Origin of the sequence: Frondihabitans sp. 762G35, assembly GCF_002074055.1 — a bacterium.
Taxonomy (GTDB): Bacteria; Actinomycetota; Actinomycetes; order Actinomycetales; family Microbacteriaceae; genus Frondihabitans.
The window spans coordinates 81,248-103,782 of the sequence record NZ_CP014619.1; the positions used below are offsets into that span (position 1 = coordinate 81,248).

General features: G+C 72.1%; 21 protein-coding genes. 6 read left to right on the plus strand and 15 right to left on the minus strand.

All coding sequences use genetic code 11. The annotated features are described in order from the left end of the window. Positions 1-25: 25 nt before the first annotated feature. From AS850_RS00405 to AS850_RS00415, 3 genes are all read right to left on the minus strand, one after another. The gene (locus tag AS850_RS00405) at positions 26-709 is read right to left on the minus strand and encodes an SOS response-associated peptidase (RefSeq protein ID WP_119870049.1); all 684 of its coding nucleotides are present in this window, start codon (positions 707-709) and stop codon (positions 26-28) included. Positions 710-931: 222 nt separating this feature from the next. Then, positions 932-1,612 (minus strand): SDR family NAD(P)-dependent oxidoreductase, encoded by a 681-nt coding sequence (locus AS850_RS00410; RefSeq protein WP_119867339.1) that lies wholly within the window; start codon positions 1,610-1,612, stop codon positions 932-934. Positions 1,613-1,726: 114 nt separating this feature from the next. After that, positions 1,727-2,650 carry an acetamidase/formamidase family protein gene (locus AS850_RS00415; RefSeq protein ID WP_119867340.1) on the minus strand — a complete coding sequence of 308 codons (924 nt, stop codon included), beginning with the start codon at positions 2,648-2,650 and terminating at the stop codon, positions 1,727-1,729. A gap of 66 nt (positions 2,651-2,716) precedes the next feature. Between AS850_RS00415 and AS850_RS00420 the strand changes: the two genes are divergently transcribed. After that, the gene (locus AS850_RS00420) at positions 2,717-3,556 is read left to right on the plus strand and encodes an NmrA family NAD(P)-binding protein (protein ID WP_119867341.1); all 840 of its coding nucleotides are present in this window, start codon (positions 2,717-2,719) and stop codon (positions 3,554-3,556) included. A gap of 93 nt (positions 3,557-3,649) precedes the next feature. Here AS850_RS00420 and AS850_RS00425 read toward each other — a convergent pair whose 3' ends face one another. The 5 genes from AS850_RS00425 to AS850_RS00445 form a co-directional block, all read right to left on the minus strand. Then, positions 3,650-4,903 carry an MFS transporter gene (locus AS850_RS00425; protein ID WP_119867342.1) on the minus strand — a complete coding sequence of 418 codons (1,254 nt, stop codon included), beginning with the start codon at positions 4,901-4,903 and terminating at the stop codon, positions 3,650-3,652. After that, a complete protein-coding gene (locus tag AS850_RS00430; RefSeq protein WP_119867343.1) occupies positions 4,900-5,601 on the minus strand; it encodes an HAD hydrolase-like protein in 702 nt (233 codons plus the stop codon). Before AS850_RS00430 ends, AS850_RS00425 begins: the two co-directional genes overlap by 4 nt. A gap of 42 nt (positions 5,602-5,643) precedes the next feature. Next, on the minus strand, positions 5,644-6,117 hold the full coding sequence (locus tag AS850_RS00435; protein ID WP_123955401.1) for a hypothetical protein: 474 nt from the start codon (positions 6,115-6,117) through the stop codon (positions 5,644-5,646). A 76-nt stretch (positions 6,118-6,193) separates the two neighbouring features. Next, positions 6,194-6,889, minus strand: a complete 696-nt coding sequence (gene nucS / locus AS850_RS00440) for an endonuclease NucS (RefSeq protein WP_119867345.1) — start codon at positions 6,887-6,889, stop codon at positions 6,194-6,196. Between the two features lie 451 nt (positions 6,890-7,340). Next, positions 7,341-8,576, minus strand: a complete 1,236-nt coding sequence (locus AS850_RS00445; RefSeq protein WP_119867346.1) for an MFS transporter — start codon at positions 8,574-8,576, stop codon at positions 7,341-7,343. 144 nt (positions 8,577-8,720) lie between these two features. Between AS850_RS00445 and AS850_RS00450 the strand changes: the two genes are divergently transcribed. Then, the gene (locus AS850_RS00450; protein ID WP_119867347.1) at positions 8,721-9,785 is read left to right on the plus strand and encodes a LacI family DNA-binding transcriptional regulator; all 1,065 of its coding nucleotides are present in this window, start codon (positions 8,721-8,723) and stop codon (positions 9,783-9,785) included. Between the two features lie 21 nt (positions 9,786-9,806). Here the strand turns inward: AS850_RS00450 and AS850_RS00455 are convergent, their stop codons facing one another. After that, complete coding sequence (locus AS850_RS00455) at positions 9,807-11,354, minus strand: GMC family oxidoreductase (protein WP_119867348.1); 1,548 nt, start codon at positions 11,352-11,354, stop codon at positions 9,807-9,809. Next, positions 11,351-12,712: an alpha/beta hydrolase gene (locus AS850_RS00460; protein WP_216819810.1), complete on the minus strand. Its 1,362-nt coding sequence runs from the start codon at positions 12,710-12,712 to the stop codon at positions 11,351-11,353. The genes AS850_RS00455 and AS850_RS00460 overlap by 4 nt, the downstream gene beginning before the upstream one ends. A 181-nt stretch (positions 12,713-12,893) precedes the next feature. Between AS850_RS00460 and AS850_RS00465 the strand changes: the two genes are divergently transcribed. Next, positions 12,894-14,108, plus strand: coding sequence for an ATP-binding protein (locus tag AS850_RS00465; protein ID WP_119867349.1), 1,215 nt, complete (start codon positions 12,894-12,896; stop codon positions 14,106-14,108). Here AS850_RS00465 and AS850_RS00470 read toward each other — a convergent pair. Both AS850_RS00470 and AS850_RS00475 read right to left on the minus strand, forming a co-directional pair. After that, the gene (locus tag AS850_RS00470; protein ID WP_119870051.1) at positions 14,105-15,424 is read right to left on the minus strand and encodes an MATE family efflux transporter; all 1,320 of its coding nucleotides are present in this window, start codon (positions 15,422-15,424) and stop codon (positions 14,105-14,107) included. The genes AS850_RS00465 and AS850_RS00470 overlap by 4 nt on opposite strands. After that, a complete protein-coding gene (locus tag AS850_RS00475; protein WP_119867350.1) occupies positions 15,421-16,686 on the minus strand; it encodes a uracil-xanthine permease family protein in 1,266 nt (421 codons plus the stop codon). The genes AS850_RS00470 and AS850_RS00475 overlap by 4 nt, the downstream gene beginning before the upstream one ends. 38 nt (positions 16,687-16,724) lie before the next feature. Here AS850_RS00475 and AS850_RS00480 point away from each other — a divergent pair, with 38 nt between their 5' ends. Both AS850_RS00480 and AS850_RS00485 read left to right on the plus strand, forming a co-directional pair. Continuing rightward, on the plus strand, positions 16,725-18,689 hold the full coding sequence (locus tag AS850_RS00480) for a M13 family metallopeptidase (protein WP_119867351.1): 1,965 nt from the start codon (positions 16,725-16,727) through the stop codon (positions 18,687-18,689). Between the two features lie 35 nt (positions 18,690-18,724). Further along, positions 18,725-19,609 (plus strand): serine hydrolase, encoded by an 885-nt coding sequence (locus AS850_RS00485; protein ID WP_119867352.1) that lies wholly within the window; start codon positions 18,725-18,727, stop codon positions 19,607-19,609. 252 nt (positions 19,610-19,861) lie between these two features. Here the strand turns inward: AS850_RS00485 and AS850_RS00490 are convergent, their stop codons facing one another. Beyond that, entirely contained in the window at positions 19,862-20,440 is a 579-nt protein-coding gene (locus AS850_RS00490; RefSeq protein WP_119867353.1) for a TetR/AcrR family transcriptional regulator, read from the minus strand. A 98-nt stretch (positions 20,441-20,538) separates the two neighbouring features. Here AS850_RS00490 and AS850_RS00495 point away from each other — a divergent pair, with 98 nt between their 5' ends. Beyond that, on the plus strand, positions 20,539-21,420 hold the full coding sequence (locus tag AS850_RS00495) for an NAD-dependent epimerase/dehydratase family protein (RefSeq protein ID WP_119867354.1): 882 nt from the start codon (positions 20,539-20,541) through the stop codon (positions 21,418-21,420). Between the two features lie 3 nt (positions 21,421-21,423). On the opposite strand, the gene AS850_RS00500 is transcribed toward AS850_RS00495, so the two are convergent. Together AS850_RS00500 and AS850_RS00505 are read right to left on the minus strand one after the other, a co-directional pair. Next, positions 21,424-22,059, minus strand: coding sequence for a DUF4232 domain-containing protein (locus AS850_RS00500; RefSeq protein ID WP_119867355.1), 636 nt, complete (start codon positions 22,057-22,059; stop codon positions 21,424-21,426). Positions 22,060-22,093: 34 nt separating this feature from the next. Beyond that, on the minus strand, positions 22,094-22,492 hold the full coding sequence (locus AS850_RS00505; protein ID WP_119867356.1) for an NUDIX hydrolase: 399 nt from the start codon (positions 22,490-22,492) through the stop codon (positions 22,094-22,096). Positions 22,493-22,535: the final 43 nt, after the last annotated feature.

The window sequence follows — 22,535 nt, forward strand, 5'->3', positions numbered from 1 at the left end:
CGGTCGCGCGCCGAGACTCGAGCCGCTAGGGCAGCGGGTCGATCAGCTGCGGGCCGCGGTTGCGGACGCTGTTGACATCCTTCGACACCTCGAAGTGCGCCAGGCCGTGGGCCACCTCGAGCGACTCCTCGTCGAGGAGCGCGAGCGCGTCGTCGGGCACGAGGTCGCCGTCGAGCCAGGCGTCGTAGCCGGCGGGCGTCAGGCACGCGGGCATCCGGTCGTGGACCTCGCCCGGGGCGACGTGCGCGTCGCGGGTGATGATCGCGGTCGAGAGGATCCAGCGGTCGGGGTCGTCCTCCTCCTTCGCAGGATCGGGCCACGCCGTCACGATCCCGGCCATCGCCAGGGCGCCTCCGGGTTCGTGGATGAAGTGCGGCTGCTTCCCGTTCTCCGTCTCCGACCACTCGTAGTACCCCAGCGCGGGGATGACGCAGCGGCCGGAGGCGAACGCCTTCCGGAACATGCCGCTCGTCGCCACCGTCTCGATCCGGGCGTTGATGGGCTGCGGTCGTTTCTTCAGGTCGGGGTACCAGGGCGGGACGAAACCCCACCGGGGGGTGGCCAGCTCGCGCTCGCCGTGGCGCTCGCGGACGGCGGGGACGGGCGTCGTCGGGGCGACGTTGAAGTTGTCCGCGAGTTCCGGGAAGCCCTCGAGCAGGCTCGGCAGGAGATCGGACGTGGCCCGGGCAACGACGAAGCGACCGCACATGTCCCCATTGTGCTCGTCGGGCCGGGTGCGCGCGAGCGCCAGCACGGCTCGCGCGAGACTCCACGACTCGCCACTCACTTTCGTCCGGAGGCGTCATTCGTGGAGTCTCGCGCGTCGAAGGCCGCGCGGCTCGACGCGAGACTCCACGAAATGCAGGATGCCCGGAAGATGAGCGGCGTGTTGTGGAGTCTCGCCGGGGCGGGGCGGGCCGGCTACAGAGGCTCAGAGAGTTGTCGCGCCGCGGAGGCGGTGGCCCACGGCGATGGACTCGCCGGACGTCGACGCCAGCGGCGACACGAGGAACGCGACCAGGTCGGCGATCTGCGCGGGGCTCGACTCGCCGGGACGCCCGGCCGGGACCTCGACGGCCGGAGCCTCGCGGACGATCCCGGGGTTGACGGCGTTCACCGTGACTCCTGACCCCGCCAGCTCGTCGGCGAGGTTCTTCGCGATCAGGATGAGCGCCGCGTTGCGCACCGAGCCGGTGATGTTCCCCGTGATCAGCGCGTTCTGGCCGCTGATGCCGACGACGCGGCCGAAGCCGGCCTCGCGCATCGGCGCGATCGCGGCGAGAGCGACGCGCAGGAACGACAGCGCCTTCGCGTCGAACGCCTCCGCGATCTGCTCGGGGTCGGAGTTCTTCGCGGGGTCGAGCGTCTGCGCGCTGGGGGCCGCCGTCACGACGAGGCCGTCGATCCGGCCGTGCTCGTCGAGGATCCGGGCGATGCCGGCCGCGACGGACGCGTCGTCGCGCGCGTCGAGCACGAGGCCGTCGCCCTCGGCGTGGCGGGAGGCGACGATCACCGTCGCGCCCTCGTCGCGGAGGCGCGTCACGACCGCGTCGCCGATGAAGCCCGTCCCGCCGACGACGAGGACGACTCGGGTGTCGAGCTGAAGATCCATGGTGCGCCCTGGGTGTGGGGTCGAAGCGGGGTCCCGTTCGACTGTAGCGACGCCGGGTCGGACCGGTCCGGCATCCTGCAGGACCCCGCATCCTGCCCCGGCCCCGCATCCGTCTCAGAGCAGGATGCCCTCGGGCAGCACCGCGTGGACGCCCCAGGTCCGATTGGCCACCTGCGTGACGCGCAGGTCGACCACGGTCGAGGCCAGCGCCAGGGCAGTGGCCTTGTCGAGGTCGAAGAGCACCGTCATCCAGCGGACCATGGCGTCGAGAGCGTCGCCCATCGCCACGTCGAGGTCGGGGTCGAAGCCGAAGGTGATCCTGCCGGCCGGGGTCTCCGCGTGGATGGTGTCGAGCGGCCGATCGCGGACGACGTCGAGCCTGGCGGTGGTCCGCATCGGGCACTCGATCGCCGTCCCGCCGACCTCGCCGTCGCCCTGCGCCGCGTGCCCGTCACCGAGGTAGAGGAGCGCGCCCGGCACCGCGACCGGAAGGTAGAGGGTCGACCCGGCGACGAGCTCGCGGCAGTCGATGTTGCCGCCGACGCTCGCGCGCGGCGGGATCGTGGAGTGCTCGCCCTCTTCCGCAGGCGCCAGGCCCATGACGCCGAGGAACGGGGCGAGTCGCCGCGCGAAGCCACGGCTCTCGGTGGCCCGGCCGGAGTCGGTGTCGAGCTCCCAGAGGAGCCAGGAGCGCTCGCCGTCCGCGACGCCGAGCCGGGTGTTGACGTGGGTCTCGAGTCCGCCCGCGACGGTCCAGCCCCACTCGCCCGGCGTCACGTCGACGAGGTGCAGGGCCAGCATGTCGCCGACCTCCGCCCCCTCGACCCGGATCGGGCCGGTCAGCGCGTGCCCGCGCGGCTCGGCGAAGAGGGTGGGCTTCGTCTCGCCCGGCACCGTCTGGCGCTCCAGGTGCCCGGAGGCGTCGAGCGACGAGACGACGACCGTGTCGCCCGGCGCGACGACGAGCCGCGGCGGGTGCGACCGGTCGTAGACGTCGGCGGTGGTGTCGGGCGAGGGGTCGAGACGGTGGAGGGCCATGCGTTTCACGCTACCCCGGCCGCGCGGGCCCTCGCGGAGACGGCCCGCGCGTGCTTGGCTTGCCGCATGAGCGAATCACCGACCCTCGCGGTCACCGGAGCCACGGGGTACGTCGGCGGGGCGGTGGCGGCGGCGCTCGCCGAGGCCGGTCTGCCTCAGCGGCTGGTGGTGCGGTCGGCGAAGCGCGCGCCGCGTCTGCCCGGGGCCGAGGTGGCCGAGGCGTCGTACGGGGAGCGCTCGGCGTCCGTCGACGCGCTGACGGGCATCCGGACCCTCTTCATGGTCTCCGCCGCGGAGGCCCCCGACCGCCTCCGTCAGCACCTCGACTTCGTGGACGCCGCCGTCGAGGCCGGGGTCGAGCACATCGTCTACACGTCGTTCATCGGGGCCGCGCCCGACGCGATCTTCACCCTCGCGCGCGACCACCACGCCACCGAGCAGCGGATCCGCGATGCGGGCGTGCGCTTCACGCTGCTCCGCGACAGCTTCTACCTCGACTTCGTGGCCGAGCTCGTCGGGGAGGACGGCGTCATCCGCGGGCCGGCGGGCGACGGCCGGATGGCGGCGGTCGCGCGAGCGGACGTGGCCGCGGTCGCGGCGGCGGTCCTGCAGGATCCGGCGGCTCACGTCGGCGAGACCTACGAGCTCACCGGGCCCCGCGCCTTCACCCTCGCGGAGGCCGCCGCGACCGTCCAGGCGGCGACCGGCCGCACCGTGACGTTCCACGACGAGACCCTCGAGGAGGCGTACGCCTCGCGCCGGAGGTGGAACCCGGAGCCGTGGCAGGCCGACGCGTGGGTCTCCACCTACACGTCGATCGCGGCCGGGGCGCTCTCGCGCGTCTCCGACGACGTCCGCCGGGTCACGGGGCGTCAGCCGCTGTCGCTCGCCGAACTGCTGGGCTGAGCCCGGGCATCCTGCGGGGCGTCGCTGCACCGGCTCCGGCCGAGAGGCGTCGGCGCACCCGACTCAGGCGCACCGCCGCCGGCCGACCGGGCCTCAGTGCACCCGACGGGCCGACAGCACGCCGCTGATCCCGAGGGTCAGCACCGACACCAGCACGACGGCCATCGGGAGGGTCCAGGCGCCGGTGGCGTCGTGGACCGCACCGACGACGAGCGGCCCGAGCGAGGCGATCGCGTAGCCGCCGCCCTGCACGAGGGCCGACAGACGCCGGGCGTCGACGTCGCTCGTGACCATGCGGACGATCACGATGAAGATGATCGTGATGCCGCCGCCCTGCGCCGCCCCGCCGATGATCGACCAGACGAGCCAGAGCTGCGGGGCGACGAGGAGCCCGAGGGGCATCGCGATCCAGAGCAGCCCGACGAGCGCCACGATGTACACCGGTCGGAAGCGCAGCGCGAGGAATGGAACACCGAGCGCCCCCACGACCGCGAGGATCTGGAACACCGACGAACTGGCTCCCGCCCCCTCGCGGCTGAGCCCGACCTCGTCGTGCAGCAGCGTCGGCATCCACGCCGTGAGGCCGTAGTAGGCGAAGGCCTGGCCGGCGAACGCCAGCGTCAGGCCCCAGGTCGAGAGCCGGCGGAACAGCGACGGCGCAGGATGCCCGACCGGGTCCCCGCCGTGCGTCGGGATGCTCGCCGTGATGACCTCCACCGGCCCGGTCACGAGCTCCCCGAAGCCGGTGCTGTCGTCCGCGACGAACGCCTTGCGGAGGCCGACCGCGAGGATCCAGACCGCGCCGGCGATCACGGCGAACGCGCTCCAGGCGATGAGCGCGAGCGGCCACCCCGTGGCGGACGCGATCGGGGCGGTTCCGAGCGAGGTGATCATCGACCCGACGTTGAGCGCTGACGTGTAGATGCCGGTGACGAACGGGGTCCGCTGGGCCGAGAAGTCGCGGCGGATGACGACCGGCACGACGACGTTGCCGATCGTGATGGACACGCCGATGATGACGGTCCCGACGATGAGCAGGGCCTGCGTCCCGCCGGAGCGGACGAGCGTGCCGGTGAGGACGCCCAGCAGGCTGAGGGTCACGGCGCGCTCGGGCCCGAGGCGGCCGATGAGGCCGGACGCGAGAGGGCTGGCGACCGCGAAGCAGAGCACCGGGATGCTCGTGAGGAGCCCCGCCAGGACGGCGCCGATCCCCAGGTCGGACTTCACGATGTCGAGGACCGGAGCCGTGGCGACGATCGGCCCGCGGAGATTCAGCGCGACGAGGACGATGGCGACGGTCAGGAGCCACGCGGCGGGGGAGCGCGCGATGGTTGCGGCGCGGTTCATGTGGTCGCCGCGCGGGCGCCGCTCTCGGCGGGGAGGCCGAGCAGGTCGAGGAGGCCGTCGGTGTCGCGCGCGACAGCCACTGCTCCGGCCTGCTCCTCGACGCCGCCGTAGCCCCACTCGACGAAGATCGTCGGGACCCCGTGCGCCGTGGCGCCGTCGACGTCGTGGTGGCGATCGCCGACGAGGACCGGACGGGAGAGGTCCACCCCGCGGGCCGCGAGGCGGATCAGCGCCTCCTCCACGACGTCCTTCTTCGCACTCCGCACCTCGTCGTCGCTGGCGCCGGTGATGACGTCGAGATAGCGGGACAGTCCGAAGTGGTCGAGCATGTAGGTCGCCGGTCGCTCCGGCTTGGAGGTGGCGAGCGACGTCGGGATGCCCGCCTCGTGCACCAGGCGGAGCACCTCCTCCATCCCCGGGAAGACGCGGCTGTCGAGAGCTCCCCGCTCGAGGTAGCGGGCGCGATACACCTGCATCGCCTCGTCGAGGGCGGGCCCCGTGAGGCCGAGTTTCTCGGTGAAGCTCTCGGGGAGCGGCGGCCCGACCCATTCGAGGAGCCTCGCCGGTGCGGGCACCGGCAGGCCGAGCGTCTCGAGCGTGTAGGCGAGCGTCGACGTGATGCCCGGCGCGGAATCCGCGATCGTGCCGTCGAGGTCGAACAGAACGGCCGAGTAGGGGAGGGGGGCGTCGGAAATCATCGCCTCCAGACTATCGACGCGGCGCTGTGGCGCGGTCGCGCCCTAGCGACGCGACGCGGCCCTGCCGTCGTCGTCGAGCATCTGCAGGATGAGGCGGGCCACCGTGCCGCCCATCTCGGCGACGATCTCGCGCTCGCTGTCGGTGAGACCGTCGGTGGACAGAGGGTTGCCGACGAGGCGCTCGATCGAGATCGCCTCGGTGGGCGGCTTGACGGGGGCAGGAGCCGGGGCGGCCGGGACGGGACGGGCCGTCGAGGCGCCCGGACGGTCGCGCCGCCCACCCGGCGGGGTGCTCACGGACGGAGCCGTGGCACGGGACGGGGTCGACGTGCGGGACGTGGTCGACGTGCGGGACGTGGCGGTGGCGCGGTCGATCCAGCGGGTGGCGGTGGTGATCGGGGTGAGCGGACGACCGGTCGACGGACGGATGGCGGCCACGAGCTGGTCGAAGAGGGGGTTGGCCGATCGGGCGTGCTGCGACTGGATCGGCATGGACGGGACGGGTCGTGTGTTCACGGGAGAACCTTTCGGATTGGTTATTTCACATCCTACGGAGATTCTCGGTCGAATCAATATGTATTTCAGATTGGATCTAGAAGAGGCGGGAGTGCCCGTCGTCCATCCCGCGCATCGCGTCGTAGTCGAGGACGACGCAGCGGATCCCGCGATCCTCGGCCAGCGTGCGGGCCTGCGGCTTGATCTCCTGCGCGGCGAAGACCCCGGCCACCGGTTTGAGGTGCGGGTCGCGGTTCATGAGCTCGAGGTAGCGGGTGAGCTGCTCGACCCCGTCGATGTCGCCGCGCCTCTTGATCTCGACCGCCACCGCGGCTCCTGCGGAATCCCGGGCCAGGATGTCGACGGGACCGATCGCCGTCATGTACTCGCGTCGGACCAGGGTGTGACCCTCGCCGAGCACCTCGATCTGCTCCGCCATGAGCTTCTGCAGGTGGGCCTCCACGCCGTCTTTCACGAGCCCCGGATCGACACCCAGCTCGTGGGCGGAATCGTGCAGGATCTCGTGGATCGACACCACGAGGATGTCGGCCGTCTTCGCCTGGGTCACCTTCCAGAGCTCCACCACGCCGGCCTCGCGCTGGTCGTCGTCCGGCTCGAGGGTCGAGAGGGTGCACGGGGGGCTCATCCAGTTGAGCGGCTTGTAGCTGCCGCCGTCGGAGTGGACGAGGAGGCTGCCGTCGCTCTTGACCATCAGCAGACGGGTCGCGAGCGGGAGGTGGGCGGAGAGGCGGCCGGCGTAGTCCACCGAACAGCGAGCAATGACGAGACGCACCCCCCAACGGTACCCGGCGGGTGGCTCGACCCGGGCGCGCCGGCTGCGGCGTTGTCGTCGTCGGCGATGGCGCCGCCATCGCTCTCCTCCTCCGCCTTGCATCCGACGTCCCCGGGCCGCGCCTTCCCCGGCCCTGCCCGGGCGCGCCGGCTGCGGCGTTGTCGTCGTCGGCGATGGCGCCGCCATCGCTCTCCTCCTCCGCCTTGCATCCGACGTCCCCGTGCCGCGCCTTCCTCTCTGACCGAGACTCCACGTGTGGCCACGTTCGGGGAAAGTGAGCGGCGTGTTGTGGAGTCTGGCGGGGTGGGAGTGCGGCGGGGCGGGGGTCGGCTGGGTGAGACTCCACGTTTGGCCACGTTCGGGGAAAGTGAGCGGCGAGTTGTGGAGTCTCGGCGAAGCCGAGGCGGGGGGAGTGCGGCGGGGGAGCGGGCGGGAGCGGGGGCGGGGCGTGCTAGCGCCGCGACGGCTCGCGCGCGGCACCGGAGGCGAGGCCCGCGGCCACGATGAGCACGAACACGGCGAAGAGCGCGTTGAGCAGGCCGAAGCGCTCGCCGAGGAAGCCGATCAGCGGCGGGATCGCGAGGAACGCGACGTAGCCGATCGTGGCCACGGCGCTGACGCGGGCCGCGGCGTTGCGGGAGTCGTCCGCCGCCGCCGAGAGTCCGACGGGGAAGCCCAGCGCGGCACCGAAGCCCCAGAAGACGACGCCGACGACGGCGAGCCAGACGACCGGTGACAGGATCACGAGCAGCAGGCCCACGATCGCGGCGACGGCCGAGGCGCGGAGCATGAACACGCGGCCGTAACGGTCGATGAGCGGGGTCCCGGCGACGCGGGCGATGGTCATCGCGGTGACGAAGACGAAGAAGATCGAGGTGCCGGCGGCGTTCGAGACGCCGTGCCCGTCGACCATGGCCAGGGCGAGCCAGTCGTTGGCCGAGCCCTCGGTGGTCGCCATGCCGAGCACGACGAGGCCGATCAGCAGGGTGCCGGGCGTGGTCCAGATCGCGAGACGCGAGCGCCAGGAGCTCTCGCGGGGAGCCTCGTCGTCCGTGGCTCCGGCGTGTCCGAGCTCCTCCGACTGGAAGCGTCGCGTGAAGACGACGGCGGACACGGCGACGATGACGGCGAGCAGGGCGACGTGGGTCGCGACGGGGACGCGCAGGAGCTCGGCTCCTGCGCTGACGAGGGCCCCCACCATGGTGCCGAGGCTGAACGACGCATGGAACAGCGGCATGACCGTCCGCCCGAGAACCCGCTCGGCAGCCGCCCCGGAGACGTTCATCGCGACGTCGAGCGTGCCGTTGCCGAAGCCGAAGACGGCCATGCCGATGAGGATCGCCCAGAATCCGGCGCCCAGCGAGGCGCTCAGGCCGGCGACGACGAGGCCCACCGAGAGGACGCCGAGCATCGTCAGAGCCGTGCGGCGCGCGCCGACCGAGGCGATGATGTGGCTCGACAGGGTGATGCCGATGATCGAGCCCACGCTTATCCCGCCCGCGAGGAATCCCATCTCGAGCGTCGTGGCGTGCAGGATGTCGCGGATCGACGGCAGCCGGCCGAGCCACGTCGAGACGGCGAGCCCCGAGAGGCCGAAGACCACGAAGAGGGCGTTGCGCCACCGGACCACGTCTCGTCGGGTGAGCCCGCCGTCGTAGGTGCGGGTGTCGAGAGAGGAGGTCGCCATCGGTCTTCTTCTGCTGGGAGTGCGGGAGGGGAGTCGGCGAAGCAGGATCGAATCGATTCGACCGGCGCCGTCCGACCACCGTAGCAAGCCCTCCGGCACCCGGACAAGGGCATCGTCGAATCGATTCGACTAGGCTCCGGTGGCATGGCAGGATCCGAGCAGACGACGCCCGTGCGTCCGACCCTCGCCGCGGTGGCGCGCCTGGCCGGCGTCTCCCCGTCCACGGCGTCGCTGGCCCTCAACGACTCCGGCCCCGTGGCCGACGCCACGCGCGAGCGGGTCCTGCGGGCGGCGGCCGACCTCGGCTACGCCGGCCCCGACCCGCGGGCCCGGTCGCTGCGTCGCGGCCGCTCCGGCATCGTCGGCGTCGTGCTCGAGGACACTCTCCGCGACGCCTTCCGCGACCCGATGAACGTGCTCATGCTCGACGGGATCGCCGACGTGACGGGGGCGGCCGGATCCTCGCTCCTGCTGCTCACCGAGACGCTCGGCCGGCCGTCCGCCCTCGTCGACGCGCCCGTCGACGCCGTGGTGCTCTTCGGCTGCAGCACGCGCGTCGACGAGTCGGTCGCGATCGTGCGGCGGCGCGGGATCCCCGTGGTGGCGATCGAGGGACGCCCCGTGCCCGGCGTGCTCGACATCGCCCTCGACAACCGGGAGGCGACCGCCACCCTGGCGAGGCACCTGCGCGACCTGGGGCACTCCCGGGTGGCGCTCGTGACGCTCGAGCTCGACCGGGAGCCCGTCGCCGGACCGCTGACCGAGGCCCGGATCGAGGCGGCCGCGTCGTTCACGGCCCTGGAGCGGATCCGCGGCGCGCAGGACGTCTTCCCCGGGGTCGGCGGCCGCTCGACCCTCGGCAGCAGCATCGAGGAGGGGCGCCTCGCGGGGCTCGAGCTCCTCGCCGACCCCGAAGGCAGGCCGACCGCCGTCATCGCGCAGAGCGACCTCCTCGCGGCGGGCGTCGTCCGGGCCGCGACCGAACTCGGGCTCGGCGTTCCGGGTGATCTCAGCGTGGTCGGCTTCGACGGCGTCCGCATCGACGACCCGGTGGCCGACGATCTCACGACGATGGTCCAGCCCGCCATCGCCAAGGGCCAGGCGGCAGGCCGCGGCGTCCTCGCTCTGCTCACAGGAGCCGCGCCCGAGCGGGTCGCATTCGTCTCGCAGTTCCGGCGCGGCTCCACGACGGCGCCCCCGCCGGCCTGACCGGACGGGGGCCGCGGTCTCTCAGGCGCTCGCGGCGATCCGCTCGGCGGTGCGCAGCGAAAGCGCCATGATCGTGAGCGCCGGGTTCGCGATGACGGAGCTCGGGAACGTCGAGTTGTCGCTGACCCAGAGGTTCGGCACGTCGTGGCTCCGACCGTCGGGGTCGACGACGGCCCGGGCGGGGTCCGTCCCCATGCGGGCGGTGCCGATGGTGTGAGCGGTGCGGTTGAGGACCATCGTCTCCGTGGCTCCTGCCGCTTCGACGATGCCGGTCATCGTGCGGATGGCGTGCTGCTCCAGCCGCTGCTCGTTCTCACCGGCCGTGTACGCGATGTGCGCCTTGGGCATCCCGTGGGCGTCGAGCTCGTCGGAGAGCGTGAGCCGGTTCCGTTCGTCGGGCAGGCACTCGGCGTTGATGCCGACGCCGGCGAGGTGGCGGTACGACAGCAGGGCGGACACGAGCTCCTGCCCCCAGAGGCCGGCGCTCCGCGCCATCGTCGTCGCGAGGGTGAGCGGCATCGCCCCGAGGCTCTGGATGAGGTAGCCGCCCACGAAGTCGGCGTCGTCGGGGCGGACGAAATCCTCCGTGATGATCGACGACGGGTAGCCGCGGTAGCTCCGCATCTCCTCCTCGAAGCGACCCCAGACCTGCGTCGCGCCGTGGACCATGAAGTTCCGGCCGACCTGGTCGCTGCTGTTGGCGATCCCGGCGTGCAGCAGGAGTCGGGGCGTCTCGATGCCGCCCGCGGACAGGACGACGGTCCGGCAGCGCTGACGTCGCTCGACCCCGTCGCGGAGGTAGAGGACCGCGGTGACGCGACCCGACGCGTCCTGCTCGAAGCCGTGCACGCGCGAGCCGGGGCGGATCTCCGCACCCGAGGCGATGGCCAGGGGCAGGTAGGTGGTGTCCATGCTGACCTTGGCGCCGCTCCGGCAGCCCTGGTGGCAGCTGCCGCAGTTGGCGCAGGCGGGGCGGGTGCCGACGTGGTCCTGGTGCCGGTCGCGCGTGAGCACCGCGGCTGGTGCGTCGGTCGCGCGGATGCCCCGGGCTTCGCAGCCGCGGATCATCATGTCGGACGACGCGTTGCGGGCGGGCGGAGGCATCTCGTAGGAGCGCGCGGGATCCCAGGGGTAGTCGGCCGGCCCCGAGACCCCGACGAACCGCTCGACGCGCTCGAGGTAGCGGGTCAGCTCGTCGTGCTCGATCGGCCAGTCCTCGCCCGCGCCCTGCGTGGAGCGGAGGCGGAGGTCACGCGGATCGGGCCTCGGGGTGAAGGCGCCCCAGTGCAGCATCGAGCCGCCGACGCCCTGCCCGCTGTTGTTCGCACCGAACGCCGTCGGGTCGGCGCCGTCGCTGAGGCGCTCCTCCAGCCAGATGATCTCGGTGGCTTCGGTCTCGTCCTGCGTGAACGCCTGGGGATCGAAGTTCCGGCCCGCCTCCAGCGCCACGACGCGGAAGCCGCGCCCGGCGAGGTCGGCCAGGAGCGGTGCGCCACCGGCTCCGGTGCCGATCACGACGACGTCGACGACGTCGTCGTCTCCGAAGGACCGCATCGAGTCGAGGTTCATCGTGTGCTTCCCATCCGCGGTTCCCAGCTCTCTTTCTCGTCGGCGCCCAGCCTCAGGAAGCCCTGGATCCGCACGAGGTCCCCGCCGTTCGCGAAGCCGTCGAAGCCGATCAGGGCCTGGGTCGCAGGATGCGCGAGCCAGAGCCGCACGAGATCGACCCGGCAGTCCTCGAACCACAGGGCGAGCTGGGCCGCGGTGAGCGTGGCGGTCGGCGGCTCGAACGTCTCGTCGACGACGGCCGCGAGCCGGGCATCCTGCGCGTCGGGGTCGAGGCTCGGGAAGTCGGCGAGGGCGTCGAGGGCGAGTCGGTAGGCCTCGACGTCGGTCGGCAGGGCTACGTTCCGCCAGCCGTCGGTCGCGCCGTCGGCCAGTCCGGTGTCGAGGCGGGCGGCGAGATCGATCGATTCGCCCGGCTGAGGCACGGTGCGGTCGGCGACGGCGCGGAGCGTCGCGAGCTGAACGTCGTCGAGGACGCGCGGCCGGTACGCCGGGTCGTCGGCGAGAGCTCGTCCGGCCAGGATGCCGCGGGTCCGCGAGGAGGTGCGGCCGGAGGCCATCGTGCGCGCGACGTCGGCGGGGACGACCGGGCCGGTGCCCGCGGTGTCGTGCCAGAACCGGCGGATGGCCTCGGCGACCTCGTCGGTCCGTTCCAGCATGAGGAGGTGCCCCGCTCCGTCGAGGGTGAGGAACTCCGCCCGCGGATAGACCGGGCCGTTGAGCGAGCGCTGCGCCTCCAGGCCGAGGTCGCCGTCGGAGCCGCCCGCGACGATCAACGCGGGCACGGGCAGGATGCCGACGTCACCGGAGCGGTCCTCGCGGCTGCCGCGCTCGAGCCACGCGGTCCAGGCCTCGGGGGAGGAGCGGCGGACGTCGGCGACGACGAGCGCGTCGGCCTCGGCGTCGAGGGGAGCGCCGACGTTGCCGTCGACGAACGTCCGAGCGGCCTCTGCGTCGAGCGGCCCGTCGGCGGCCCAGGAGATCATCTCGGCGCGGCGGTCGTCGTCCATGGGCTCGGGGGTCGGAGGCGATCCCGCGAGCAGGACGACGCCCGCGAGGCCGAACACGCCGCGCTCGCCGGCCAGCGCACGCGCCGCCACGAGGGTGGCCATCTTCCCGCCCATGCTGTGCCCGACGAGGATCCAGTGGGTCGGAGCGTGGCGACGGATGGCCCGGATCACGTGCCCGACCATGTCGTCGACGGAGGTGCCCGACGATGCCGGGGCGTCGCCGAAGCCGGGCAGGTCGAGCGCGACCGTGTCGAAGGTGTCGCCGAGGGCGTCTCCGAGTCGGTCGAAGGCCCGGGCGCTCAGGCCGAGGCCGGGCAGGAGGAACACCGCGGGGCGTTCGGAATCGGTCACCAGGGTGTTCACACAGCTCCTCCGTCGCGGGACCTCCCCGACAGTACGCGTGCATCCTCCGGGGGGAAACGCTCGGCCGACCAGCGATGTACCCCGTCGAAGGTTCTGACGTATCGTCTGCGATCGACCATTCGGGATTCACGAGTAAATAAAAGAAATACCGATCCGCTGCTCTCGGATCATGACGACGCGAGCCCTCACCGAACCTAGTCCGTTCAGCCCCGGCTACGGTCGACGGCCGCTCGTCTTCGGAGGTCACGACGACGAGTTGTCGGAGCTGTCGGAGGTCTTCGCGTCGCTCGATTTCGGCGAGAGCCAGTCGGTTCTCATCTCGGGACTCCGTGGCTCGGGCAAGACCTCGATGCTCGCGCGTCTCCAGGACGCCGCGCGAGACGAAGGCTGGCTCGTGATCAGCGACGATGCGAGTGCGGGCCTGATGGAGCGCGTGATGGAGACGACGATTCCGGCTCTGCTCGGCGGGCTCTCGCCGGACTCGCGGGCGCGCCTGACGGGTCTCGGCATCTGGAAACTCGATGCACAGTGGGAGTACGTCGACCGCCATCGGGAGATCAGGCCGCTCCTGCGTAGAGATCTCGTCGCGCTGTCCGAGATCCTGGCCGAGGAACGTCGACCCGCGGGAATCCTGATCACCATCGACGAGGTGTCCTCGGGCAAGGTCCGCCTCCGCGAGCTGTCTCGATTCGCCCTCGAGATCTCACACGCGATCGGCGAAGGAGCGAACATCATGGTGGCCTTCGCCGGTATCAAGATCGACCTCGACGCCCTGGTCGAGCAGGAGCACACCACGTTCCTCCGGCGCTCGCGCGAGCTGGACTTCCGTCGGCTCAGCCCGACCCAGACCCGGCACGTCCTGTCGGAGTCGATCCGGATCGGGGGCAAGACCATCGACGAGGCCGCCCTCGATCTTCTCGTCTCGGTGTCGCAGGGTTATCCGTATCTCGTCCAGCTCGCCGGCGACTATGCCTGGCGCAGCAGCGGGACCAATGCGGTGATCTCCGTCCACGATGCGGAGAGCGCGCACATCCGAGCCGTCGCCGCCGTCGAGCGGAGAGTCATCAGTCGCGTCTACCAGGATCTTTCGGAGAAGGATCAGGAATTCGTCGCCGCGATGGCCGTCGACGAGGGCCGGAGTCGGATCGCCGACATCGTGGATCGAATGGGCGTGTCTGCGCAGTACGTCCAGGTCTACAAGAAGCGCCTGATCGGAAGCGGATACGTCCAGTCGGACGGTCACGGTCACGTGATCTTCTCCCTGCCTTATCTCCGCGACTACATCCGATCGATGTCTCGCGAACGTGTCGACAGCCCCGTTTCCGACGACTTGGAGAACTACCCCCCGCGCCCTGTCACTGCCGACGACGGTCGCGAGGCCTAGCGCGCGCCCGTCACGACCCAGCGCGATCCCGCGGCCCGCAGACCGAGCGTCACCGCCCGCGCGCCGATGTAGCCCAGGCCGAAGGCGAACCAGAGTGCGACCGGGGCGCCGTCGCCCCTCGCGCCGAGCGACCACGCGAGCAGCGGCAGGTAGACCGCCACGTTGACGAGGCCGGTGAGCCCGAGATACCGGGCATCCCCGGCCCCGAGCAGCACCCCGTCGAGCACGAACACGAAGCCGGCCACGGGGATCCCGGCGCTCATCGCCAGGAGCAGCCCGGGCAGGAGCCGCGCCACCTCGGCGTCGGTCGTGAAGACGGGCGCGAGCACCCCCGAGACGGCGGCCAGCAGGAGGCCCAGCACCGCGCCTCCCGCGACCCCCCAGAGCAGCAGCCGGCGTGTCACGCGCCGCACGCGCTCGCGGTCGCCCGCCCCCAGCGCGTGCCCGACGAGCGCCTGACCCGCGATGGCCAGGGCGTCCAGGGCGAAGGCGAGCGCCGAGAAGAGCGTCAACGCGATCTGCACGGCGGCGAGGCCGCGGACGCCGAGGGTCGCCGCGGCCGAGACGGTCGCGAGCATGGCCGCCCGGAGGCAGGCGTTCCGCAGCAGGAGCCACGCGCCCGACGAGGCCGTGCGTCCGACGCCGTCGAGCCCCGGCCGGAGGGGGACGCCCGCCGCCCGGGCGGCGCGCACCGCGATGACCGCGTAGACCGCGGCCATGCCGGCCTGCGCGGTGACGGTGCCCCACGCGGATCCTGCGATGCCCCAGCCGAAGCCGTAGAGGAACACCGCGTTGAGCAGCGCGTTCGCCGCGAAGCCGACGGTCGCGACGACGAGCGGCGTCCGGGTGTCCTGGAGGCCGCGCAGGAGCCCCGTCGCCGCGATGACGACGAGCATGGCGGGAAGGCCGAGCACCGAGATCGTCAGGTACGTCGTGGCGGCGTCGGCGACTCTTCGGGACGTGTCGAAGGCGTCGACGAGCGGCCGCGCCGTCGCGAGGCCGACGCCCGCCAGGACGACGCCGACGCCGAGCGCGAACCAGAGGCCGTCGATGCCGGCCCGCAGCGCGCCCGGCCGGTCGCCCGCTCCGAGCCGCCGCGCGACCGTCGGTGTCGTCGCGTAGGCCAGGAAGATCAGGAGCCCCACGGCCGTCTGCAGGATGACGCTCGCCACGCCCAGCCCCGCGAGGGGAGCGGCCCCGAGGTGGCCGACGAGGGCGGTGTCGGTGAGGAGGAAGAGCGGCTCGGCGATCAGCGCGCCGAGCGCCGGTACGGCGAGGCGAGCGATGTCGCGATCGAGCGCTCGCGTGGCGCTCAGGCGGTTCCCCGGGCGCGGCCGATGACGTTCATCGCGTGGTAGACGACGATGGCGGCCACCGTGCCGAGGATGATGCCGCTGAAGGTCGCCCCGCCCAGCACGACGGTGAAGTTCGCGATGCCGAAGACGAGCGCGACCGCGGCCGTGAGCTGGTTCTTGGGCTTGGAGAAGTCGACGCGGTTCTCGACCCAGATCCGGACCCCGATGATGCCGATCAGGCCGTAGAGCGCCGTCGTCACGCCGCCGAGCACGCCCGGCGGGACGGTGAAGATGATCGCCCCGATCTTGGGCGACAGGCCCAGCAGGATCGCCAGGATCCCCGCGACCCAGTACGCAGCGGTCGAGAAGACCCGGGTGGCCGCCATCACGCCGATGTTCTCGCCGTACGTCGTCGTCGCGGAGCCGCCGCCGAGGCCCGCGAGGAGGGTGCTGAGCCCGTCGGCCAGGAGCGCGCGACCCGTCAGCGGGTCGAGGTTGCGGTCGGTGAGCTGGCCGACGCCCTTGACGTGGCCGACGTTCTCCGCGATCAGGGCGAGGACGACCGGGAGGAAGCCCAGGTAGATCGCCAGGTACGAGGCATCGAAGGCCGGGGCCGTGAAGGTCGGCCAGCCCAGCCACGAGGCCTTCCCCACCGCTGCGAAGTCGACCTGGCCGAACAGGACCGCCGCCACGTAGCCGACGACGACGCCGACGAAGATCGACAGGCGCCCGAGCATCCCGCGGAAGACCACCGCGCTCAGGATCACGGCGGCCAGCGTGATCAGGGCGACCACGGGCCCCTTCGCGAAGTTGTCGCGGGCCGACGGCGCGAGGTTGAAGCCGATCAGCGCGACGATCGCGCCGCTGACGACGGGCGGTAGCAGGGCGTCGATCCACCGGGTGCCGACCACGATCACGAGCAGCCCGACCAGGGCGAGCATCGCGCCGACGACGATGATGCCGCTGAGCGCGAGCGGGATGCCGCCGACCTTCGTGGCCGCCCCGATCGGCGCCAGGAAGGCGAACGACGAACCCAGGTAGCTGGGCAGGCGGTTCCTCGTGATCAGGAGGAAGAGGAGAGTGCCGACGCCGGAGAAGAACAGCGTGGTCGACGGCGGGAATCCGGTGATGAGCGGCACGAGGAACGTCGCGCCGAACATCGCGACGACGTGCTGAGCGCCGAAGCCGATCGTGCGGAGCCACGAGAGCCGCTCCTCCGGCAGGACGATCGAGGAGGCGTCGACCGAGCGTCCGTCGCCGTGAAGCTTCCAGGGGAGGGCCATGCGTCGACTCTACTGAGAGGCGCGCCTAGGCTTGATCCATGACCGACACTGCCGCTGACTCCGGAATCCTCACCGACGAGCTCGACGAGGCGGTGCGACCGCAGGACGACCTCTTCCGCCACGTCAACGGTTCGTGGATGGCCCGCACCGAGATCCCCGATGACAAGGCCCGCTGGGGCTCCTTCTACGTGCTGGCCGAGGCCGCCGAGACCGCCGTCCGGGAGATCATCGACGAGTCGCGGGAGGCCGAAGAGGGCACCGAGGCCCGCAAGGTCGGCGACCTCTTCGCCAGCTTCCTCGACGAGGAGCGCGTCGAGGAGCTCGGCGCCGAGCCGATCCGCGAACTGCTCGGCACCGTCGACGACGTCTCCGACGTCGACGCCCTCCTCCGGGCCGTGGGCCGGTTCGAGCTCCAGGGCGTCTCCGGGTTCCTGCAGCTCTTCGTCGACAACGACCCGGGCCAGCCCGAGCGCTACGTCGTCTTCGTCGAGCAGGCCGGCCTCGGCCTCCCCGACGAGTCGTACTACCGCGACGAGAAGTTCGCCCCCGTCAAGGCCGCCTACGAGACCTTCGTCGGCACCATGCTGGGCCTCGCAGGAGCCGACGACGCGGCCGGGCGTGCCGCTCGCGTCGTGGCCCTCGAGACCGCGATCGCCGCCCAGCACTGGGACAACGTGGCGACGCGCGAGAGCGAGAAGACCTACAACCTCCTGCCCTGGGCCGAGGCGAAGGCGCTCGCGGAGGGCGTCGATCTCGACGTGTGGCGCGACGCCGTCGGAGCTCCGGCCGGAGTCTTCGACGAGGTCGTCGTGCGCCAGCCCTCCTTCGTCTCCGGCCTCGCGACGCTCCTCGTCGACGACCGCCTCGACGCCTGGCGCGACTGGCTGCGCTGGCAGATCGTCCGCTCGTTCGCGGCCTACCTCTCGAGCGACTTCGTGAAGGCGAACTTCGACTTCTACGGCAAGACCCTCACCGGGACCCCGGTCCAGCGCGCCCGGTGGAAGCGCGGCGTCTCCCTCGTCGAGGGCGCAATGGGCGAGGCCGTCGGCCGCATCTACGTCGAGCGCCACTTCGCCCCCGAGGCGAAGGAGACGATGGACGTCCTCGTCGCGAACCTCGTCGAGGCCTACCGCCAGAGCATCACCGCCCTCGACTGGATGACCGACGCCACGCGCGGCCGCGCCCTCGAGAAGCTCGACAGGTTCACCCCGAAGATCGGCTACCCGGTGAAGTGGCGCGACTACTCCCCGCTCCGGATCGACGCGGGCGACCTCGTCGGCAACGTCCGGGCCACCGCGGTCTTCGGCTTCGACCGCGAACTCGGCAAGATCGGCAAGCCGATCGATCGCGACGAGTGGTTCATGACCCCGCAGACGATCAACGCGTACTACAACCCCGGTTTCAACGAGATCGTCTTCCCCGCCGCCATCCTGCAGTTCCCGTTCTTCGACGCCTCCCGCGACGCCGCCGCCAACTACGGCGCCATCGGGGCGGTCATCGGCCACGAGATCGGCCACGGCTTCGACGACCAGGGCTCGAAGTACGACGGCGACGGCCGCCTCACCGACTGGTGGACCGCCGCCGACAGGGAGGCGTTCGAGAAGCTCACCTCGTCGCTCATCGCCCAGTACGACGCCCTCGAGCCCGCGCAGACGCCGGGTCACCACGTCAACGGCGCCCTCACGATCGGCGAGAACATCGGCGACCTCGGCGGGCTCTCCATCGCCTGGAAGGCCTACCTGATCTCGCTCGACGGCGCCGAGCCCCCGGTGATCGACGGCCTCACGGGCGTGCAGCGCTTCTTCCTCAGCTGGGCGCAGGCGTGGCAGATGAAGCTGCGCGACGAGGAGGCCGTCCGCCTCCTCTCCATCGACCCGCACTCGCCGAACGAGTTCCGCTGCAACCAGATCGTGCGCAACATCGACGAGTTCTACGCCGCCTTCGGCGTGACACCCGACGACGCCCTGTGGCTTCCCGAGGAGGAGCGCGTCACGATTTGGTAGCGGAACCGGCGGCGGAGACACGACGCGAGCGCAGGATGCGCGACCACGGTCGCCACCTGGGCCCGCGCGTCGACGAGCCGTTCGAGCGCAGCTTCCGGGCGCTCGGCTCCCTCGCCTACGAGAACGCGCGCGTCTCGGCCTCGGCCGCCGACCTCGACACCGGCGACGTCGTCCTCGCCATCGACGAGAGCGTGTCGCTCCCCACCGCCGAGGTCGGATCCCTGCTGCTCCTCATCGAGGTGGCGGTGCGGCTCGGCGACGGACGCCTGTCGCCCGTCGCCGACGTCGCGCGCGAGGCGCCCGACGACGACGGCACGCGGGTGGACGACCCGCGCGTCGGAGGGCTGTGGCCGTCGCTCCTGCTGCCCAAGCTCTGCGTGCTCGACGCCGCCACCCTCGTCGGTGCCGTCCGCGACCCCGTCGCGACCAACGCGCTCGCCCGGACGGTCGGGCTCGACGCCATCCACGCCCGCGGGGAGTCCCTCGGCCTGACCCGCACGGCGCTGCTCGACTTCGCCCGCGCCAGCCGCGGCCCGGACGACGCCCCGCAGGTCTCCGTGGGGTCCGCCCTCGAACTGCAGCGACTCCTCGGCGACCTCGTCGCCGGACGCACCCTCGACACGCCGGTGAGCAACCGGGTCCTGGGTTGGCTGTCGACCGGAACCGACCTCTCGCTGGTCGCGTCCGCCTTCGGCCTCGACCCGGTGGCCCACCGGGCCCGCGACCACGACCTCCAACTCGTCAACCTCACCGGGGCGACGGCCGGGGTGCGGTCCGAGGTGGGAGCGCTCCGCGGTCCGCGCCGCGGAATCGCCTACGCGGTCACCGTCGCATTCGACGACGTCGACCTGGCGGCGCGGTTGCGGGTGCTCGACGTGATGCACACCGTAGGCCTAGACCTCCTCGAATTCTGCTCCTGAGCGCGGCTCGGACGGGGCGCCTGCGGCGTTGTCGCCCGACCCGATAGCTCCCGCCATCGGGACGGCCTCCGCCTTGCATCCGCCCTGCCCGAGCCGCGCTCCGCGGCGGTCGGACGGGGCGGCTGCGGCGTTGTCGTCGTCGGCGATAGCGCCGCTATCGCTCTCCTCCGCCTTGCATCCGCCCTGCCCGACCGCCGCTCCGCGCCGCTAGCAGCGAGTGGCTGCGGCGTCGTCGTGACGGAGTCCGCCGGGTCAGCCGAGCGTGGCCGCCGCGCGACGGAGTTCTTCGAGCGTCGCCACCGCGTGCGGAGCCAGTCCGTCGTCGTCGGATCGATCGCCCTCGGACCATCTCGCGTAGCCCTGTTTGAACGCGAGCACGCCCATCTCGCTGGCGAGACGCGCCCCGATCGCGGGGACCCCGCGCGCCTCGAGCGCGGCGGTCATCGCCGCCGCCATCCCGACGCTCTTCAGGGCGTCCCGCTCCTGGAGCTCGTTGCTGGCGGCCACGGCGGCGCGGATCCGGGGGCCCAGGTCGCGATTGCGGGGACCCATCGCGGACGACGCGCGCTCGAGCCCGGCGGCGACCGCCTCGAGCGGCGAGGCTCCGGCAGGAGCAGACGCGATCCCCTCCGCGAGAAGAGAGCTGAGGGTCTCCTGGCCGGCCACCAGCAGCTCGCGCTTGTCGGGGAAGTGCCGGAAGAAGGTGCTCTTCGTGACTCCGGCACGCTCGCTGATCTGGGCCACGGTGGTGTCGTCGTAGCCCTGGTCGACGAAGAGATCGACGGCGGCGACGACGAGCCGCTCGCGTGCCCCGGGTTCCCATCTCGCCATGGGGCCATCCTAGCGACGGGACAAGTGTCCCATCGCGGTGATACGGTGATGGGACAGTGGTCCCATCAGTGGACCACCCCCAGATCAGAGGAGTACTCATGCACGTCTTCGTCACGGGAGGGACAGGAACCATCGGCGGTCCCGTCATCGCGGAGCTCTTGGCCCACGGCCACACCGTCCTCGGGCTGGCCCGCTCGGCCGGGTCGGCGTCGTCCCTGCGTGACGCGGGGGCGACCGTCATCGAGGGTGGGCTCGCCGACCTCGACATCCTCCGCGCGGGGTCCGAGCAGGCCGACGGCGTGATCAGCCTGGCCTTCGGCAGCGACTACAGCACGGCCGAGGCGCTGACCGCCAGCATCGCGGAGGAGAGCGCCGCCATGAGGACCCTCGGTGAGACCCTCGTCGGGACCGGCAAGCCGTTCGTCGTCGTCTCGGGCACACCGTGGACGGCCGGCCGACCGTCCACGGAATCGGACCCTCTCCCGAAGGACGGCCCGGTCGCCGGCCGGGCGCTCTCGGTCGAGGCCGCGCTCGCGCTGTCGTCTCGAGGCGTGCGTGCCTCAGCGGTGCGGATGCCCCGCACGGTCCATGAGAACGGCGACGGCGGGTTCGCGGGTCTCCTCGCCCAGGCGGCTCGTCGGTCAGGCGTCGCCGGCTATCCGGGGGACGGTACTCAGCGCTGGCCGGCCGTCCACGCGCGCGACGCCGCCTCGCTGTTCCGGCTGGCACTCGAGAAGGCACCCGCCGGGAGCGCGTGGCACGCCGTCGCCGACGAGGGCGACGCGGTGATCGACATCGCCGCGGTCGTGGGCCGTCGCCTGGGGCTGCCGGTGGCGTCCGTTCCCGACGTCACCTTCGGACCGTTCGGGCCGATCTTCGCGACCGACCAGCCATCGTCGAGCGCGTTCACGCGCAAGACGTTGGGATGGGAGCCCCGGCACCCGAGCCTGCTCGCCGACCTCGAGAACATCCGCCCCTGAGGGCTACTGGAGGGCGCCGACGGTCAGAAGGGAAACCGACGATGAAGCGCAGGCGGCGACGCCGGCGTCCTTGACGAAGAGGGACGCCGTCTGCCCGGGGGGATACACCCGGAAGCCGTCGGCCGTGGTCGGCTTGCACTCGGTGGCGTCGTAGACGCCGGCCTGGACGATGCGGAGCTGAGCGCTCGCCGTCTTGCCCGGTGCGAGCGTGACGGTGGGGTGGGCGGACGTCCGGTCGAACGCCGCCGCCTTGCCGATCTGCGACCCGTTGCCGTTGCCGACGAAGGAGACGCCCGGCCAGCCCTGGAGCGTGCAGGAGGCGCTCCCGGCGTTCGTGAGGACGATCTTGACGTACACGCTTCCGGCCGCGCCGTCGTTGGGGCCGGCCGTCGCCCGGAGGTTCGTCGTGGTGCAGGCGGCGGTGGAACCGCTCGTCCCCGTGCCGGTTCCCGTCCCCGTGCTCGTGGTCGGCATCGGGGAGGTTCCGTCCGTCGCCGGCGTGCTGGGCGCCGTGGAGGCGGGCGCGCTGGCGGTGACGGGCGTCTCCGCCGGCGCGGTGGAGGTGCCCGAGCATCCTGCGAGCCCGAGACCCGCGAGGGAGACGAGCGCGACGACGGCGAAGCGGGTGCGTGTACTCATGTGTCCACCCTGCCACGCGGGCGGGGGAGCGGGGTCAATCGATGAGATCGCGCGCGTACATCTCTCGGAGGGTTTTCACGCCGGCCGGCGGGCAGCGGTGGGCGTCGCGCGTCGTCACCCAGGTCAGGGATCCGACCTCGGCGGCCGGCTGCGGCTCGTCGGGAGAGCTCGCGGCGAAGAGCGTCATGGCGACCAGGCGTCCCTCGGGTTCACCGTGGGCCTGCTCGGTCACGGTGAAGAGCTCGTGGACGCTCCCCGGATCGAGGCGCAGCGACACCTCCTCCAGGGCCTCGCGGACCATGGCGTCGCGCGCCGACTCCCCGGGCTCCACCTTGCCGCCCGGCAGGTAGAGGACGTCTCGGCCGCGCGCCGTGACCATCAGCAGACACCGGTCGCGGACGAGGGCGAGAGCGCTGACGACGATCGGGTCCATGCCTCCATGCTCGCGCATCCGGAGCGTCGAGTCCGCCTCTTGA